This window comes from Amycolatopsis sp., from assembly GCF_036008905.1.
Lineage (GTDB): Bacteria > Actinomycetota > Actinomycetes > Mycobacteriales > Pseudonocardiaceae > Amycolatopsis.
In genome coordinates this window covers 32,152-47,133 of sequence record NZ_DASYMU010000041.1, presented here as the reverse complement: position 1 = coordinate 47,133, position 14,982 = coordinate 32,152, and the positions used below count along the sequence as shown (strand labels likewise).

Below are 14,982 nucleotides of genomic sequence, written 5' to 3'. Positions count from 1 at the left end.
TCGCTCCGACTTGCCGTCGTTTGACGACGCGTGGGTATGCGCGTAGTCGTCGTTTTGGGTTGGGTCGCTCAGCAATTTCAGCTAGCGCTTCGGCGAAGAGTTTGTCAGCGTGTTGAGGGGGGAAAATCCGCGTCATTGGTGATGCTTCGCCGGACGACACGGAGGCTGCGAATGAAGGAGAGTCGGTCTTCGTCGATGTCGATGTCGTCGGCGGCTTGGTGCATGAGATGTCGTATGATGTAGTGAGTGATGAGCAGTCCCCAGATCTCTTGCTCGACTAGGTCTGGCCTTTTGGATCGCAGGATTCGGTAGTTCGCGATCTGGTGGGTTTCGATTTCGTCGAGGCCGATCTCGAATTCCCAGCGTTCCGCGTAGAGCGCGGCCAGTTCTGCGGCGGGAGCTTCCTTGTGGTCGAGGAGGGTGGTGATGAGACGGATGATTTCGGGTGATTTTCGGTTTCCGATCCTGTACTCGATGACGCGTACCGGTATGCGAACTCCTTCCGGGACGCGTCGTTTCATTCCCTTATTCAGGTCGGCCTTCAGTTGTTTGGGTAGTAGTTCCGAGAGGTACGAGCCGTCGGAATACTCTTCCAATACGGGAAGTCGTATCGATTTCATGACTCGCCACACGAGTGCGGCTCCGGTTTCGCCGGCCTGCTTCCATAGGTCGTAGCTGTAGAACCCGCGGTCGGCCAGGACCAGCATGTTCGGCTCGAACTGGTCCAGCAGGCGCTCAGTGAGCTCGCGTTCGTAGATGCGCCAGGAGTCTATTTCCGCCGCCACCATGGCATGTGTTCCGCATTCGGCCAAGCCGACGATGCGCACCTGCGGGTACGCGCTCTCGCCGTTGCTGTGTTTATTCTTCTCGAACCGCTCGACGTTCTCTTCCGTATCCGGGGCGTCCAGGATCACGCCGTCGATGGCCATGACCCGGTGGCCGTGGTACCACGCTCCGCGTGTTCCCGGCGTGGCAATCGGAACAGCGATCCGACTGAACAGTTCTTTAAGCGGTTCCACACCTAGACGGACCCGGGCCTTCGAAATCGCCCCTGTGGTGGGGACCACCCACTCGGCTCGCCAGGCACGCAAGAATTGAAGGCCATTGACCAGCTTGCGCAGAACCTCTTCGTAGGCGTCACCGTAAAACAATGTCAACGCCAATACATAGTACACGACAACTCGTGCCGGTAGCAGTCGTGACCGCTTCTCGTTCTTCTCCGTGTAATTCAGAACCTCGTCAACCAGATCACGTGAAACTACCCTGGTCATAACACCGAGGCCAATATGATCAGTTAATCGGTCATCCGATTCCTGCAACATATCCCACAACACACCCATGTGTAAATTCAAGCACCATGAGCAAAATGGGAGACATCGACACGCCGACAAGAAAGAAATGATCAAAAATGCCAGAAGCGGCTGCACTGGCCACACCTGGCACCCACACCCGAGTCGCCACGGAGCGTGGCATGCCAGTCATCCAGGGTAATGATGATCTTGAGTCGAGCTTAAGTCAGTGGCATTGCTGTCGACAGATGGCGTGGGGGTTAGAGCTGGACGCCTCGGGTCAGGGCGCCGTCGACGACGACGTTGGTGCCGGAGATGAAGGAGGCGCGGGGGCTCGCCAGCATGGTGACGGCGTAGGCCATCTCCTCCGGCTTGCCCATCCGCCCGCTCGGGTTCAGCGCGAGCGCGGTTTCGTAAAAAGCCGGGTCGTTCTGGCTGAGCTGGTCCCAGACCCCGCCCGGGAACGACGTGTTCCCCGGCGACACGCAGTTCGCGCGGATTCCCTTCGGCGCGAACTCGAACGCGAGGCCTTGCGTGTAGTGGACCAGTGCGGCTTTCGTCGCGCCGTACGCGGCGGACGCGAAGTCGATCTCGCGGGCCGACACGCTCGACACGACGACCACGTTCCCCGAGTCGCTGCGTTCCAGGTGCGGGAGCGCGGCGTTGACGACCCGGACGGTGTGCATCAGGTCGACGTCGTAGTTCGTCTGCCAGGTGGCTTCGTCGTGCCCGATGGCGATGGCGCTGACGTTGCACACCACGATGTCCAGCCCGCCGAACTCCTCGGCGACCCGGCCGACCCAGCTGGTCAGCGCGGGACCGTCGGCGACGTTCAGTGTCTCGCCGAGCACACGCGGGCCCGAATCGGCCAGCGCTTCGACGGTCGCCTTCACGTCGGATTCCGTCCGCGCGCAGAAGGCCACGTCGACGCCCTCGGCCAGCAGGCCTTCGACGATCGCGCGGCCGATGCCCTTGGTACCGCCGGTGACCAGGGCCCGAAGCCCCGCGAGCTGAAGATCCATGGCCGTTCTCCTCAATAGGTCAAAGCGTGCGCGGCCTGCTGACGCAGGTAGCGGTGCATGCCGTCGTAGGCGTCGCGAGCCGGCAGCAGCTTCTTGGCCACCTTGGTGACGGCGCTGTAGTTGGCGTCGACGACGTTCGCCAGCGGGGACTCGCTGATCTGCGTGAGCAGCTGGTAGGCGTCCAGCCGGTCGAGCCCGTACAGCTCGCCGAGCCAGGTGATCATGCCGACCTGGCTCGCCCGCCACGCGTCTTCCAGCGGCCGCGACGAGCCGACGACGGCGTAGTGGCCGTCCTGTTCGATCCGCGGCCAGACGGGAGCGTGCCCCTTGATCAGCTCGACGATCAAAGTCACGTTCATGGCGCCTTCCACGGCCGTGCCGCAGGATTCGCCCTCGCCCTGCCGGTAATGCCCGTCGCCGACGGAGAACAACGCGCCTTCGACGTTCACGCCGAGATAACACGTCGCGCCGGCACGCATCTCCGGCGTGTCCATGTTGCCGCCGAACATGTCCGGCACCAGCGAAGTGCGCACCTCGCGGCCCGCCGGGGCGACGCCGACAGTGCCGAGCATCGGCTCGACGGGCAGCTCCAGCCGCATGTCGCTGCGCTGCGCCTCGAACACCACGACCTGCCGTTCGCGGTCGAGCTGGTAGATCCAGGTGAGCTCCGGCAACGGCTCGTGCAACATCGCCGTGCGGTCCGTCCCGGTGAGACCGCCGAAGAACGGGATGGTCGCCGACGCCGCCCAGTCGCGCGCGGGTTGCAGGTCGACGAAGTGGATCGCCAGCGTGTCGCCGGGTTCCGCGCCCTCGACGTAGAACGGGCCCGTCTGCGGGTTCACCTCGCGCATATCGAGCTTTTCGCTCGGTTTGTCCGACGCGCTCTGCAGACGGCCACCGAAGGCGTCCTCGGTCCAGAGCTTCATCAGCGTGCCGGGCGTGACCCGCCGGATCGGTTCCGCGCCGCCGAACGTCCACGCGTACTGCTCCGGCCGGGGACTGAACTCGACAACATCCACGATGGCTCCTCGCTACCGGCCGCCAAAGCATGATCGTGCTACTTGAACCTTCCCGCTGGCAAGCCCCCTGTCGCATCTCACTCGACAGCACAGGCAGGATGACGGAGTGAGCGTCGTATTGGTCCTCGGTGGCACGTCGGAAGCCCGCGCGCTCGCCGCCGCACTGGTCGAACGCGGGGTGCCGGTGGTTTCCTCGCTGGCCGGCCGCGTCGCCAACCCGAAGCTCCCCGTCGGCGACGTGCGGATCGGCGGCTTCGGCGGCCCGGAAGGCCTCGCCGCCTGGCTGACCGAAAACCAGGTCTCGGCCGTGGTCGACGCCACCCATCCGTTCGCCAAGTTCATCGGCAACTCGGCGGTGACGGGCGCGAAACTCGCCGGTGTCCCGATGCTCCGTCTACAAAGGCCCGGCTGGCAGCCCGGACCCGAGGACGACTGGCATTGGGTGGATTCACTGGACCAGGCCGCCGAAATACTCCCCTCGCTCGGCGAACGCGTTTTCCTGACCAGCGGCCGCCAAGGCCTGTCCGCTTTCGCACCACTCGACGACCTCTGGTTCCTGATCCGCTGCGTCGACCCGCCGGCCCCGCCGCTGCCCGCCAAGTTCGAAGTGCTCCTCGACCGCGGCCCGTACCTCCTCGACGCCGAAACCGCGCTCATGCGCACCCACCGCGTCGAGGTACTGGTCACAAAGGACAGTGGGGGCACGATGACCTCCGCCAAACTCGGCGCGGCCCGCGCCCTCGGCCTGCCCGTGGTGGTCGTGCGGCGCCCGACACGGCCGGAATCCCCGACCGTCGACACCGTGGAGGCAGCAGCAGCATGGGTGTTCGCCCAGTGATCAGCGAGTTCTACGAAGTACTGAACCGGCGGCGCGATGTCCGCGGCGAGTTCACCGGCGAACCGCTCGACCCCGAAGTCCTCCACCGGGTGCTCGCCGCCGCGCACGCCGCGCCGAGTGTCGGGTTGACGCAGCCGTGGGATTTCGTGCTCGTCCGTGACCCGGTGACACGCGGCACATTCGCCGAACATGTCCACAGTGAACGCGCGGTGTTCGCGGATTCCTTGCGGGGCAAGCGGTCCGACACGTTCTCGCGGATCAAGATCGAGGGGATCATGGAGTCCGGCCTGGGCATCGTGGTCACCTACGACCCGAAACGCGGTTCGCCGGACGTCCTCGGCCGGCACGCGATCGCCGACGCCGGGCTCTATTCAGTGTGTCTCGCGATCCAGAACCTGTGGCTGGCGGTGACGGCCGAAGGTCTCGGCGTCGGCTGGGTGAGCTTCTACCGCGAACAGTTCCTCGCCGATCTCGTCGGCATTCCCGACGGCGTCCGCCCGGTCGCGTGGCTCTGCGTCGGCGCGGTCAGCGAGCTGGCGGAGGTGCCCGATCTGGAACGGCACGGCTGGCGGCAACGGCGTCCGCTCGCCGCCGCGATCCACGAAGAACGGTTCAGGCCCGACCCTGCCTGAGGCGCGAGCCGCCGAACCGTTAGCGTTGCGCCGATGCGTCTGCTCGCCGTCACGCTCGGGTTGCTCTCCGCCTTGTGTGCGTTGGCTTTCCCGTTCCTGCCGGTGGTGCAGGACACCGCCGAGATCGTCTGGCCGAATGGCACCGACACCGGCGCCGTCAACGCGCCACTGACCGGTTATTGGGCGCAGGACATGCATGTCGAGCTGCCTTGCTCGACAGTCCACGCCACGGACGAGCGCACCCAAGGCCCGGCCCTGCTGTACGCGACGATCCCGGACGCCCGCTCGGAGAACGGCGCTGGGGTGCAGCTGCGGATCGACAACGGCCTGCTCGACGCGTCGATGCGTGGCCAGCAGATCGCCCGCCAGCCGCTCCCCGCCGAGAACTGTGACGTCCGGCTCGCCTCCGACGCCACCCGCACCACGCTGAGCGTCGGCGGCACGACGATCTTCGACCAGAGCGGCGACGTCCGGCCGCGGGTCGTCGGCATCTATTCGGAGATCAGCGGCGGGAAAGATCCGACAACCGGGCTCAAGGTCTCGATCGTCCCCGACACGCGCTACCAGTCGTCGCCGACGGGCTGGAAGATCGCCGTCGGGATACTGGCGCTGCTCTCGCTCATCGGCTGCCTGATCGCGGTGTACCGGCTGGACTCCGGCACGGCCCGCCGCGCGCCACGCTGGGCGCCGGTCGGCTGGTGGCGGCTGACCCCGCGTGACGCGACGGTGTTCCTGGCGCTCGGCGCGTGGGTGTTCATCGGCCCGGTCACCTCGGACGACGGCTACATCCTCACCATGGCGAGAGTCACCGAGGACACCGGTTTCCTGACGAACTACCACCGCTGGTTCGGTGTCGCCGAGGCGCCGTTCGGCTGGGTTTACCACGTCTACGAGCTCATGGCGCAGGTCAGCACGGTGCCGCCGTGGATCCGGCTGCCGTCGTTCCTGCTCGGCGCGCTGAGCTGGCTGCTGATCAGCCGTGAGGTGATGCCACGCCTCGGCACGCAGGTCCGCACGAGCCCGGCGGCGGGCTGGGCGGCGGCGGCGGTGTTCCTGGTCTGGTGGCTGCCGTTCAACAACGGCGTCCGCCCGGAACCGGTCGCCGCGCTGGGCTCCCTGCTGGCCATCTGCGCGGTCGAGCGGGCGCTGGTGACGCGACGGCTGCTCCCGCTGTGTCTCGGCCTGCTCGCCGCGGCGCTGACGCTGGCCGCGACGCCGACCGGGCTGATCGCCGTCGCGCCCTTCCTCGTCGCCGCCCGGCCGCTGGCCAAACTGCTGCAGGCTCGCGCGAAGACCGGCTGGTTGCCGGTGCTTTCGCCGATCCTCGCCGCGGGCGTGCTCGTGCTGGTCGTGATCTTCGCCGACCAGACTTTCGCGACCGTGCAGGAAGCGACCCGCATCCGCACGGAGGTCGGGCCGAGCCTGTCGTGGTTCGAGGAACTCGCGCGGTACCAGCTGCTTTTCGAAAGCTCACCGGACGGCTCGGCGACGCGTCGCTTCCCCGTGTTGCTGATCCTGCTCTGCACCGGGACCTGCCTGGTCGTGCTGCTGCGACGTGGGCGCATCCCCGGCGCGGCACTCGGCCCGAGCCGGCGCCTGATCGGCACGACGGCGTTGTTCTTCCTGCTACTGGCCCTGACGCCGACGAAGTGGACCCATCACTTCGGCGCGTTCGCGGCGGTCGGGTCGTCGATGGCGGCGCTGACGGCGCTCGCCACGAGCTCATCGGTGCTGCGGTCCAAACGCAACCGCGCGGCCTTCCTCGCCGGGCTGCTGGTGGTCGCCGCGCTCGCCGCGACCGGCCCGAACGCCTACTGGTTCGTGTCGAAGCTCGGTGTCCCGTGGGCCGACGAAGCGCCGAAGATCGGACCTGTTTCGCTGTCGACGATCCTGCTGATCGGGGCGGGGATCTCGACGATCGTCGCGTTCGTGGAGAACGTCCGCGCGCAGCGGCCCGGGCAGGAGAACGGCACCCAGGAACGTCGTGGGCGGGCGCTGAAACTGGGCTCGGTCTCGCTGGTCACGGTCTGCGGCCTGGTCGCGGGCGGCGAGTTCGTCAGCATGGCGATGGCGATCCACCAGCAGTCCGGCAGCTACAGCCTCGGCGCGGCGAACATCGAGCACGTGCTCGGCAAGAGCTGCAACCTCTCCGACCACGTGATGGTCGAGCGGGACCCGATCACGAGCATGCTGCGGCCGCTCCCGGCGAACTCGCAGGAAACCGTCGACGACGCCAAACCCCCCGAAGAAGAGGCCTCGCCACTGCCGCGGCCCGACGAGGAGAATGGCCTGACCGGGGTCGGTTTCCACACCGTCGCCGGGGACGACGACAAGGACCCGATCGCCGAGCCACCGCACGGTTTCACCACCGAGAAGGTGCCGATGTGGAGCAGCTACGCCGAGCGCGAGACCCGCGTCGGCCAGCTGCGCAGCGTCTGGTTCGACCTGCCGGAGAAGCCGGAGAACGGGCAGGTCGTCGTCGCGGCGGCGGGCGCCGGGCACAAGGCGACGTCGGTCAGCATCGAGTACGGGCAACTAACACCCGAAGGGGTGAAAGTGCTGCGGAGCCAGCTCGTGCTGCCCGCCGGGGTCGGGAACGGCCAGTGGAACGACGTGCGGCTGAACCTGCGTGACCTGCCGCCCGAGACGACGGCCGTCCGCGTGACCGCGCGCGACGACGACCTCACCGAGGACGGCTGGATCGCCGCCACCGCACCACGCGTGCCGACGTTCACCACGCTGACGGAGAAGATCGGCACGAAGCCGGTGTACCTGGACTGGCCCGCTTCGTTCGTCTACCCGTGCGCGCGCCCGATGACCTCGCACGACGGGATCGCGAAGATGCCGGAGTATCGGATCACCGCGGGCGGTCTCGCGGCCGAGGCGAAATGGGCCGCCAGCTCGACCGGTGGCCCGATCGGCTGGCTGGAGGAGATCGCCGACCAGCCCGAGGTACCGAGCTATCTCATCGGGCAGCCCGCGCAGTCCTGGGGCAAGTTGCTGCAGGTCGAGCCGTTCGCGGAGGGCAGCAAGCCGACCGTGCGGCACGGCACGAAGACCGTGCCGGGCTGGTGGTCACCCGGCCCTGGTCCGCGGCAGCCGAACGGCACCGACCCGACGCGCTAGTGCTGTGTCTGGTGAACTTGATTTGCCAGACACACACCTAGGCCGCGTCGCTGGTCGTCCGGCGGTGCGCGATGGCCTCACGCCGTTCGGTCTCGTCGAGGCCGCCCCACACCCCGAACGGCTCCTCGACCGTCAGCGCGTGATGGCGGCACTGGACGATCACCGGGCACGACTGGCAGATCCGCTTGGCGTTGGCGATGCGATCGGCCCTGGCGAACCCCCGTTCGCCGTCCGGGTGAAAGAACACCCCGCTGTCGAGATTGCGGCAATTGCCCTCGACCTGCCAGTCCCAAGCCTCGACCACAGGACTGGGCAACTTCGATGTGTCCGACATAGTGGATCTCCCCGCCGTTCGTTCCGACGAGCCTCTGGTACCCCGTTTCGTCGTTCTCTACACGTCCTCGGGAACTTCTTCTCGCTGTTCGACGGCGTCGACCGCGTTCGCCTCCAGCGGCAGCGCCAGCTGAGCGGGGTCGATCGGCGCCGGCTCCACCTCGAGCCGCTGCTCGAACACGTCGTCGGCGGGCTGTTCGAGACCGACAGGATCTTCGAAGGAACTCGTCATGATCCCGGGCTACCCGACCGGGGGAAGTCTCAATCAGGTGATGTCGAGCGGGTACACGCGGGCGGCGGTGCGCTGGAAGACCTCGAGGCGTTCGGCGTCGGAGAGCGGCCCGGTCAGCGACATCGCGGCGTCGCGGACCACCTGGTAGGACGCGGCCAGCTCACAGACCGGCCAGTCCGAGCCGAACATCAGCCGCTCGGCGCCGAAGCTGTCGAGCACGTGTTCGGCGTGACGACGCAGGTGCCCGACCCGCCATTCCGTCCAGTCGGCCACGGTCACCAGGCCCGAGAGCTTGCAGTAGACGTTCGCCCGCTCCGACAGCGAAGCCAGCTCGGACGCCCACGGCTCCCACGGGCCGTGCGCGATCGGCGGCTTGCCCGCGTGGTCGAGGACGAACGAAACCTCCGGCAGCGAGTCCACCGCGGCCCGCGCCGCGTCGAACTGGTCGAGCCGGATGAGCAGGTCGTAGGTCAGGCCCGCGGCGCCGACGGCGGCGAGTCCGCGCAAGACCTCCGGGCGGGCGAGCCAGCCGGGGTCCTCTTCGTCCTCGACCTGGTGCCGGATCCCCACCAGCGGACCGCGTCCGGCCAACGCGGCGAGCTGGTCCGCGACATCTTCCGCGGTGAGATCGACCCAGCCGACAACTCCGGCGATCACCGGCTCGGCGGCCGCGGTGTCGAGGAATTCCTCGGTCTCCTCACGCGAGGACACCGTCTGTACGAGGACCGTGGCGCGCACCCCGGCCGCGTCCGTCACCGCGCGGAGATCGTCCACTGTGTACGGCCGCCGGATCGGGTCGAGTGCCTCGCCGGTCATCCACGGGTACTCGCGGCGGCCCGGATCCCAGAGGTGGTGGTGCGCGTCGATCATGAGGCAGCAGCCTCCACCACGGCGTCCGGTCGCAGCAAGCCTTCGGCGATCAGGTCGGCCCATAGCGCCGCCGGGACCTCCACCCGGGAACGGGCGACGTTCGCGCGGATCTGCTCCGCGTTGTGCGCCCCGACGACCACGCTCGCGACGGCCGGGTGCGCGGCGGGCAGCGCCATCGCCGCGTCCGGCAGCTCGACGCCGTGCTGTTCGCACACCTCGGCGATGCGGCTCGCCTTGGTGATCAGCTCGGCGGGCGCGTCGGAGTAGTCGTACTTGGTGCCGGGGGTGGCCGTCGCGAGGATGCCGCCGTTGAACACCCCGGCCGCGATCACCGACACCCCGCGTTCCTGGCACAGCGGCAGCAGCTCGTCGAGCGCCGGCTGGTCGAGCAGCGTGTAGCGCCCGGCCACCATGATCACGTCGACGTCACACTTGCGGATGAACTCGGCCAGCATCGGCGTCTGGTTCATGCCGACGCCGATGGCCTTGAGCACGCCTTGGCGACGCAGTTCGACCAACGCGGGCAGCGCGCCGAGGACGGCTTCCTCGAAGTGGTCGTCCGGGTCGTGCACGTACGCGATGTCGATGCGATCGAGCCCGAGGCGTTCCAAACTGTCCTCGAGCGAACGCAAAACGCCGTCGCGGCTGAAGTCCCAACGCCGTTTGTAGGCCGCGGGGACCTCGAAAGCCTGGTCGTCGAGCTCGGACGCACCCGCGGGATTGGGCTCCAGAATCCGCCCGACCTTCGTGGACAGCACGTATTCGTCGCGCGGATGCCCGGCGAGCGCGGCGCCGAGCCGCCGTTCGGACAGGCCGAGGCCGTAGTGCGGCGCGGTGTCGAAGTACCGGATGCCGTCGGCCCAGGCGGCCTCGACGGTCTCGGTGGCCGTCTCGTCGGAGATCGCCTGGTACAGGTTCCCGAGCGGCGCGCAGCCGAGGCCGAGCGGGGTGACGTCGATGTTCAAGGCAGCTCCCAAACCTGTGCGAGTCCCGAGTCGTTGCCCGAGTAGTCGTCCTCGACGTCCAGCAGCTCGGCCATCCTGGCCTGCCAAGGAATATTGGCCGAGTGGTCACGCAGCGCGGCGCGCATGGCCGCGTAGTCGTCCACCTCGACAACGTGGAACAGGTCCAACCCGTCCCGCCAGATCCGCCACGCCTTGACTCCCGCCTCCCGCATGGCGACGTCGAGCTCGGGCGGGATCGTCGCGTGGATGGTGTCGTACGCGGATTCCTTGCCCGGCTTCAAGCGAGTGTGTAACGCGACACGCTGGGTCACCGCTCCTCCTTCTGCCAAGACATGGCACTCTGTCCAGAACCAGGTAAACATCCGAGGTCTTCGGGGAGGGCGGTCACCATGCCGGTCACCGACGTCGCGATCGACAAGATCAAAAACATGATCATCACCGGCGAGCTCGCCCCGGGAGACAGGCTGCCCAAGGAAGCCGAGCTCGCCCAGCGCCTCGGGCTGTCGCGCAGTTCCCTGCGCGAGGCCGTCAAAGCGCTGTGCCTGATCCGGGTGCTCGACGTCCGCCAGGGCGACGGCACGTACGTGACCAGCCTCGAACCGCATCTGCTGCTCGACGCGATGACCTTCGTCATCGACTTCCACCGCGACGACACCGTGCTCGACTTCCTCGCGGTGCGCCGGATTCTCGAGCCCGCCGCGACAGCGCTCGCCGCGATGCACATGAGCGACGCGGACATCGCCGAGCTGCGCGAGCATCTCGACACCCTGGACGACACCCCGACCGTTGAAGCGCTGGTCGCCAACGACCTCGAGTTCCACCGCAAGATCGCCGACGGTTCCGGCAATCCCGTGCTGTGTTCGTTGCTGGACAGCCTTTCCGGGCCGACGGCGCGCGCCAGGATCTGGCGTGGCCTCACCCAGGAAGGCGCCGTGGCGAAGACCCGTGAGCAGCACACCGCCATTTACGAAGCGATCGCCGCGCGCGAGCCCGAGCTGGCGCGTTCCTGGGCGACGGTGCACGTCAACGGCGTCGAGCAGTGGCTGCGCAACGCCCTCGGTTCGGCTGATGAGCCCGACACCACGGTCACCCCCTCTTAAAGCTGCGACTTGCCGCTGGCGAAGCGGGAGATGATCAACGCCACCAGGATGATGCCGCCGTAGACCGACTGGATCCAGAACGCCGGAACCTGCGAGAGCGTCAGCAGGTTCTGCACCACGCCGATGAGCAGGACGCCGGTGAGCGCGCCGAACATCGTGCCGCGCCCGCCGTCGAGCGAGATCCCGCCGATGACCGCGGCGGCGAAGACGGTGAAGACCATCCCGCTGCCCTGCCCGGCGTTGAGCGCGCCGACGTAACCGGTCAGCACCAGACCACCGAGCGCGGCGAGCACACCGGCGACGACGAACACCATCATCGAGATCCGGTCGACGCGGATACCGGCGGCCCTGGCGGCTTCCCGGTTCCCGCCGATCGCGTACAGCGCGCGGCCGATCCGGTGGTAGCGCAGGATCCACCCGGCGATGGCGAACGCGATCGCGGCCAGCCACACCGACATCGGCAGCGACAGGAACGTCGTGGTGCTGAGGTTCGTGAACGACTCGGGCAGGTCGAACAGCGTCTTCCCGTTGGTAGCGCCGACAAGCAGCCCGCGCAGCACGATCTGCATCGCCAGCGTGACGATGAACGCGTTCAACTGCAGCTTGATGATCAGGAACGCGTTGACCACCCCGACGAGCGCGCCGACGACCAGAATCGCGACCAGGCCCGCGAAAGTCGGCAGTTCGGTGCCGAAGCCCGCCGACAGCGCCGGGATCACCAGCATCGCCCCGAGCGCCGGCGCGATGCCCACTGTCGATTCCAGCGACAGGTCGAACTTGCCGGTGATCAGCACGAGCGACTCGCCGAGCACGACCAGCGCCAGCGCGGCGGACGCGCCGAGCACGCTGATGAGGTTGTCGAAGCTCAGGAAGCTGTCGTTGACCAGCCCGCCGATCAGGATCAGCACGACGAGGGCGGGCAGCAGCGCGAGCTCCCGCAGCCACCCGGTCCGCTTCGCCCGGACAGGCGAAGCCACGAGCACGTCAGTCATGGAGCTCTACCCCTTCGATGTCGGCCACGAGGTCGCCGTCCGACCATCCGGCCTGATGTTCCGCGACGACTTCGCCCGCCCGCATGACCAGGACCCGGTCACTGAGGCGCAAGTCGTCCAGCTCGTCACTGACGATCACTACCGCTTTGCCTTCGGCCCGCACGCGATCGACGACGGCGAGCAGCGCCTGCTTCGACTTGACGTCCACGCCCGCGGTCGGGTTGATCAGCACCAGCACGTTCGGATCACTGGCCAGCGACCGCGCGAGCACGACCTTCTGCTGGTTTCCGCCCGAGAGCGAGGAAACCGGCTCGTTCGGCCCGGCGGTCACGATGCCGTAGTCCGCGACGGCTTTGGTGGCCACCTTCGTCCGCGCGGCGGGGGACGCGATCCCGCCCGGGCCCAGCCGATCGAGGATCGACATGGTCGCGTTGTCCGCGATGGACAGTCCTAAAACGAGCCCTTGGTGATGCCGGTCCCTTGGCACACAACCGATCCCGGCCCGCATCGCGGCGAGCACGTCACCCGGTTCGAGCGTCTTGCCGCCGACGGAAACAGTGCCCGCGGACGGCTTTCGCAGTCCGTACACCGTTTCGGCCAGCTGGTGCTTGCCGCTGGCGTTGCTGCCCGCGAACCCGAGCACCTCACCGCGGCGCAGCTGGAACGACACGTTCTCGAACGAATCGCCCGACAGCGAATCCACGGTCACCGCGGCCGCGGAATCCTCGGCGAGTTTCTCCCGCGAAGCAGCGTCGGCCACGATCAAGCCGCCCTGTTCGCCGGTCATGGCGTCCACCAGCTCGGCCCGGCTCAGCTCGGAAACCGGCGCGGTGACGACGTGCCGCGCGTCGCGCAGCACGGTCACGGCCTGGCAGACGTCGTAAACCTCGTGCAGGTGATGGGAAATGAACAGGAAGGTGACCCCGGCGGCCTGCAGGTCCCGCATCCGCACGAACAGCCGCTCGATCGCCTGCCGGTCCAGCTGGGCCGTCGGCTCGTCGAGCACGATGAACCTGGCCCCATAGGACAACGCACGCGCGATCTCGACGAACTGCCGGTCCTCCACCGAAAGCTCACCGGCCGGGGTGTCGACGTCGACCTCGACCCCCCAGGAGTCCAGCAGCTCACGCGACTGGCTGCGCAGCTTCTTCCAGCTGATGGCGAACTTGCCACCGGACTGCCGGTTGAGGAACAGGTTCTCCGCGACCGTGAGATGCGGGATCACCGTGGAGTACTGGTAAACGCAGGCGACCCGGCTTCGCCAGGCCTCGCGCTGACTGATCGGCGGCGCGGGCTCACCGCCGAACTCGATCGTCCCGGTGTCCGGTTTGGACAGTCCGGTGATCAGCGAGACCAGCGTCGACTTCCCGGCGCCGTTCCGGCCGACGAGTGCGTGCGACTCGCCGGGCCGGACGGTCAAACTGACGTCGTGCAGGGCCACGGTCGGCCCGTAGCGCCTGCCGACCCCTTTCGCGCTGACCACCGAAGCGGTGGCCCCGGTGGGCAGCTCCGTCATAGGTTGTTGCCCCACAAGGCCTTGTCATCGACGTTGTCCTTGGTCACGACCGGCGCGGGCAGCTGGTCCTCGAGGATTCCCGGATGGGTCTCGACGATGGTGCTGCCGTGGTCGGTCGGGCCGGGCTTGAAGGTCTCACCCGCCATGGCCTTCTTGATCCAGTACATGCCGTACTTCGCGTAGTCGTCCGCAGGCTGCGAGACCGTCGCGTCGAGCTCACCCTTGCGGATCGCGTCGAGCTCCTGCGGGATGCCGTCGTTGCTGACCAGCACGACGTGCTTCGGGTCGCCGACCGGGAAGGACATGTTCTTGCGCTTCAACGCCGCCAGCGTCGGTGCGAGGTAGACGCCACCGGCCTGCATGTAGACGGCCTTGATGTCCGGGTTCGCGGTGAGCAGGCCTTCGAGGCCGGACGCGGCCTTGTCGGCCTTCCACTCCGCGGGGATTTCCAGCACCTGCAGCGCCGGGAACTTGGTCTGCACGCACGCGCGGAACGCTTCCGAGCGCTCACGGCCGTTGACCGAGGCCAGGTCACCCATGATCTGCACGACCTTGCCCTGCGGCACGCGCGCGCCGATGGCCTCGCAAGCCTTGGTGCCGTACGCCTTGTTGTCGGCGCGGACGACCATCGCCACCTTGCCGCTCTCCGGCGCGACGTCCACTGCGACCACCGGGACGCCCTTGTTCTCCGCCTGCTTCAGCCCGGCGACGATCGCGGCGGAGTCGAGCGGGGTGACGACCAGGCCGCGGATGCCCTGGTTGAGCAGGTTGTTGATATCGGTGATGAGCTTGGTCGGGTCGCTGTCGGCGTTGACCGTCGGCAGCGTCTCGACGCCGAACTGCTTCGCCATGGTGGGCACATAGTTGTTGTAGGCCTGCCAGAACGGCGAGGTCAGCAGCGGCACGGTCGCGCCGACCTTGCCACCCTCCGCCTGGCCGCCCGGGGCGGGGCCCGCGTCCTTTGTGGATCCACAGGCACTCAGGGCGAGCCCGAGCACGGCCGTCGCGGCGGCCACCTTGATCAGCGAATTACGCACCGCATCCTCCT

15 protein-coding genes are annotated in these 14,982 nt (G+C 67.7%); 4 read left to right on the top strand and 11 right to left on the bottom strand.

Going from position 1 to position 14,982, the window contains the following annotated elements; all coding sequences use genetic code 11:
- Nucleotides 1-104: 104 nt before the first annotated feature.
- The 3 genes from VGP60_RS08150 to VGP60_RS08140 all read right to left on the bottom strand — a co-directional run bounded on the left by VGP60_RS08150 (nt 105) and on the right by VGP60_RS08140 (nt 3,330).
- Entirely contained in the window at nt 105-1,340 is a 1,236-nt protein-coding gene (locus tag VGP60_RS08150; protein ID WP_327547272.1) for an IS4 family transposase, read from the bottom strand.
- 209 nt (nt 1,341-1,549) lie between these two features.
- The gene (locus tag VGP60_RS08145; RefSeq protein WP_327547271.1) at nt 1,550-2,311 is read right to left on the bottom strand and encodes an SDR family NAD(P)-dependent oxidoreductase; all 762 of its coding nucleotides are present in this window, start codon (nt 2,309-2,311) and stop codon (nt 1,550-1,552) included.
- Nucleotides 2,312-2,322: 11 nt separating this feature from the next.
- Nucleotides 2,323-3,330 carry an acetamidase/formamidase family protein gene (locus VGP60_RS08140; protein WP_327547270.1) on the bottom strand — a complete coding sequence of 336 codons (1,008 nt, stop codon included), beginning with the start codon at nt 3,328-3,330 and terminating at the stop codon, nt 2,323-2,325.
- 106 nt (nt 3,331-3,436) lie between these two features.
- Between VGP60_RS08140 and VGP60_RS08135 the strand changes: the two genes are divergently transcribed.
- From VGP60_RS08135 to VGP60_RS08125, 3 genes are read left to right on the top strand one after another with little or no spacing between them, the layout of a single operon-like run.
- Nucleotides 3,437-4,168: a cobalt-precorrin-6A reductase gene (locus VGP60_RS08135; RefSeq protein ID WP_327547269.1), complete on the top strand. Its 732-nt coding sequence runs from the start codon at nt 3,437-3,439 to the stop codon at nt 4,166-4,168.
- Nucleotides 4,150-4,800, top strand: coding sequence for a 5,6-dimethylbenzimidazole synthase (gene bluB / locus VGP60_RS08130; RefSeq protein ID WP_327547268.1), 651 nt, complete (start codon nt 4,150-4,152; stop codon nt 4,798-4,800). The genes VGP60_RS08135 and bluB overlap by 19 nt, the downstream gene beginning before the upstream one ends.
- Nucleotides 4,801-4,833: 33 nt before the next feature.
- A complete protein-coding gene (locus VGP60_RS08125) occupies nt 4,834-7,926 on the top strand; it encodes an arabinosyltransferase domain-containing protein (protein ID WP_327547267.1) in 3,093 nt (1,030 codons plus the stop codon).
- Between the two features lie 37 nt (nt 7,927-7,963).
- Here VGP60_RS08125 and VGP60_RS08120 read toward each other — a convergent pair whose 3' ends face one another.
- Genes VGP60_RS08120 through VGP60_RS08100 form a run of 5 tightly spaced genes read right to left on the bottom strand, consistent with a single transcriptional unit; the run spans nt 7,964 to nt 10,688 of the window.
- Entirely contained in the window at nt 7,964-8,260 is a 297-nt protein-coding gene (locus tag VGP60_RS08120) for a WhiB family transcriptional regulator (RefSeq protein ID WP_327547266.1), read from the bottom strand.
- Nucleotides 8,261-8,317: 57 nt separating this feature from the next.
- Nucleotides 8,318-8,491 (bottom strand): hypothetical protein, encoded by a 174-nt coding sequence (locus VGP60_RS08115; RefSeq protein WP_327547265.1) that lies wholly within the window; start codon nt 8,489-8,491, stop codon nt 8,318-8,320.
- Between the two features lie 33 nt (nt 8,492-8,524).
- On the bottom strand, nt 8,525-9,361 hold the full coding sequence (locus VGP60_RS08110) for an amidohydrolase family protein (protein ID WP_327547264.1): 837 nt from the start codon (nt 9,359-9,361) through the stop codon (nt 8,525-8,527).
- Nucleotides 9,358-10,326, bottom strand: a complete 969-nt coding sequence (locus tag VGP60_RS08105) for an aldo/keto reductase (RefSeq protein WP_327547263.1) — start codon at nt 10,324-10,326, stop codon at nt 9,358-9,360. Before VGP60_RS08105 ends, VGP60_RS08110 begins: the two co-directional genes overlap by 4 nt.
- On the bottom strand, nt 10,323-10,688 hold the full coding sequence (locus VGP60_RS08100) for an L-rhamnose mutarotase (protein WP_327547262.1): 366 nt from the start codon (nt 10,686-10,688) through the stop codon (nt 10,323-10,325). The genes VGP60_RS08105 and VGP60_RS08100 overlap by 4 nt, the downstream gene beginning before the upstream one ends.
- A gap of 27 nt (nt 10,689-10,715) precedes the next feature.
- On the opposite strand from VGP60_RS08100, the gene VGP60_RS08095 reads away from it, so the two are divergent.
- The gene (locus VGP60_RS08095) at nt 10,716-11,426 is read left to right on the top strand and encodes a FadR/GntR family transcriptional regulator (RefSeq protein WP_327547261.1); all 711 of its coding nucleotides are present in this window, start codon (nt 10,716-10,718) and stop codon (nt 11,424-11,426) included.
- Here the strand turns inward: VGP60_RS08095 and VGP60_RS08090 are convergent.
- From VGP60_RS08090 to VGP60_RS08080, 3 genes are read right to left on the bottom strand one after another with little or no spacing between them, the layout of a single operon-like run.
- A complete protein-coding gene (locus VGP60_RS08090; RefSeq protein ID WP_327547260.1) occupies nt 11,423-12,418 on the bottom strand; it encodes an ABC transporter permease in 996 nt (331 codons plus the stop codon). The two genes, VGP60_RS08095 and VGP60_RS08090, sit on opposite strands and share 4 nt — an antisense overlap.
- Complete coding sequence (locus VGP60_RS08085; RefSeq protein WP_327547259.1) at nt 12,411-13,934, bottom strand: sugar ABC transporter ATP-binding protein; 1,524 nt, start codon at nt 13,932-13,934, stop codon at nt 12,411-12,413. Before VGP60_RS08085 ends, VGP60_RS08090 begins: the two co-directional genes overlap by 8 nt.
- Nucleotides 13,931-14,971, bottom strand: a complete 1,041-nt coding sequence (locus tag VGP60_RS08080; protein WP_327547258.1) for a sugar ABC transporter substrate-binding protein — start codon at nt 14,969-14,971, stop codon at nt 13,931-13,933. The genes VGP60_RS08085 and VGP60_RS08080 overlap by 4 nt, the downstream gene beginning before the upstream one ends.
- Nucleotides 14,972-14,982 lie beyond the last annotated feature (11 nt).

Coding starts and splice junctions, on each gene's coding strand:
- VGP60_RS08095 (WP_327547261.1), top strand. CDS start 10,716: ATGCCGGTCACCGACGTCGCGATCGACAAGATCAAAAACATGATCATC.
- VGP60_RS08145 (WP_327547271.1), bottom strand. CDS start 2,311: ATGGATCTTCAGCTCGCGGGGCTTCGGGCCCTGGTCACCGGCGGTACC.
- bluB (WP_327547268.1), top strand. CDS start 4,150: ATGGGTGTTCGCCCAGTGATCAGCGAGTTCTACGAAGTACTGAACCGG.
- VGP60_RS08110 (WP_327547264.1), bottom strand. CDS start 9,361: ATGATCGACGCGCACCACCACCTCTGGGATCCGGGCCGCCGCGAGTAC.
- VGP60_RS08100 (WP_327547262.1), bottom strand. CDS start 10,688: ATGTTTACCTGGTTCTGGACAGAGTGCCATGTCTTGGCAGAAGGAGGA.
- VGP60_RS08125 (WP_327547267.1), top strand. CDS start 4,834: ATGCGTCTGCTCGCCGTCACGCTCGGGTTGCTCTCCGCCTTGTGTGCG.
- VGP60_RS08085 (WP_327547259.1), bottom strand. CDS start 13,934: ATGACGGAGCTGCCCACCGGGGCCACCGCTTCGGTGGTCAGCGCGAAA.
- VGP60_RS08120 (WP_327547266.1), bottom strand. CDS start 8,260: ATGTCGGACACATCGAAGTTGCCCAGTCCTGTGGTCGAGGCTTGGGAC.
- VGP60_RS08090 (WP_327547260.1), bottom strand. CDS start 12,418: ATGACTGACGTGCTCGTGGCTTCGCCTGTCCGGGCGAAGCGGACCGGG.
- VGP60_RS08115 (WP_327547265.1), bottom strand. CDS start 8,491: ATGACGAGTTCCTTCGAAGATCCTGTCGGTCTCGAACAGCCCGCCGAC.
- VGP60_RS08150 (WP_327547272.1), bottom strand. CDS start 1,340: ATGGGTGTGTTGTGGGATATGTTGCAGGAATCGGATGACCGATTAACT.